Below are 447 nucleotides of genomic sequence, written 5' to 3'. Positions count from 1 at the left end.
GAACAGGTCGGTGTTGTATTCCATGCTGCCCAGGAGGCTGCCATCGGCCTGGACGGAGAAGTTGAAGGTCAGATCATAGCGGGCAACGCCTTGTTCTTCGCTGACCTGGAGGGGTTCGACGTCGATGTCGGGGAAGGCCTGGCCACCGACGGGGGTATTGACGAGGGAGCAGGAGACCTGGAATAAGGGGGCGTGGCTTAAGCTTCTGACGGGGTTTAAGCGTTCAACGAGGTGTTCGAAGGGGATGTCCTGGTGGGCATAGGCTTCCAGGGCCATTTCTCGGGTGGCGCTTAAGAGGTCGGTGAAGCTGGGGTTGTGGCGCAGATCAAAGCGCATGACGAGGCTGTTGAGGAAGAAGCCGATGAGGTCTTCTGTCTCGCTGTGGCGGCGGTTGGCCACAGGGGTGCCGATGGCGATGTCGTGCTGGCGGGCATAGCGGCCCAGGAG

At 60.9% G+C, this 447-nt stretch carries 1 protein-coding gene; it reads right to left on the bottom strand.

Features of this window, described 5'->3' with window-relative positions; translation table 11 throughout:
• A partial coding sequence (locus tag ACO0LH_RS28545) for a condensation domain-containing protein (protein WP_422944534.1) occupies positions 1-447 on the bottom strand: 447 nt, incomplete at both ends.

This window comes from Undibacterium sp. TJN19 (assembly GCF_049339485.1).
GTDB lineage: Bacteria > Pseudomonadota > Gammaproteobacteria > Burkholderiales > Burkholderiaceae_D > Undibacterium.
This window is presented reverse-complemented; position numbering and strand designations above follow the sequence as displayed.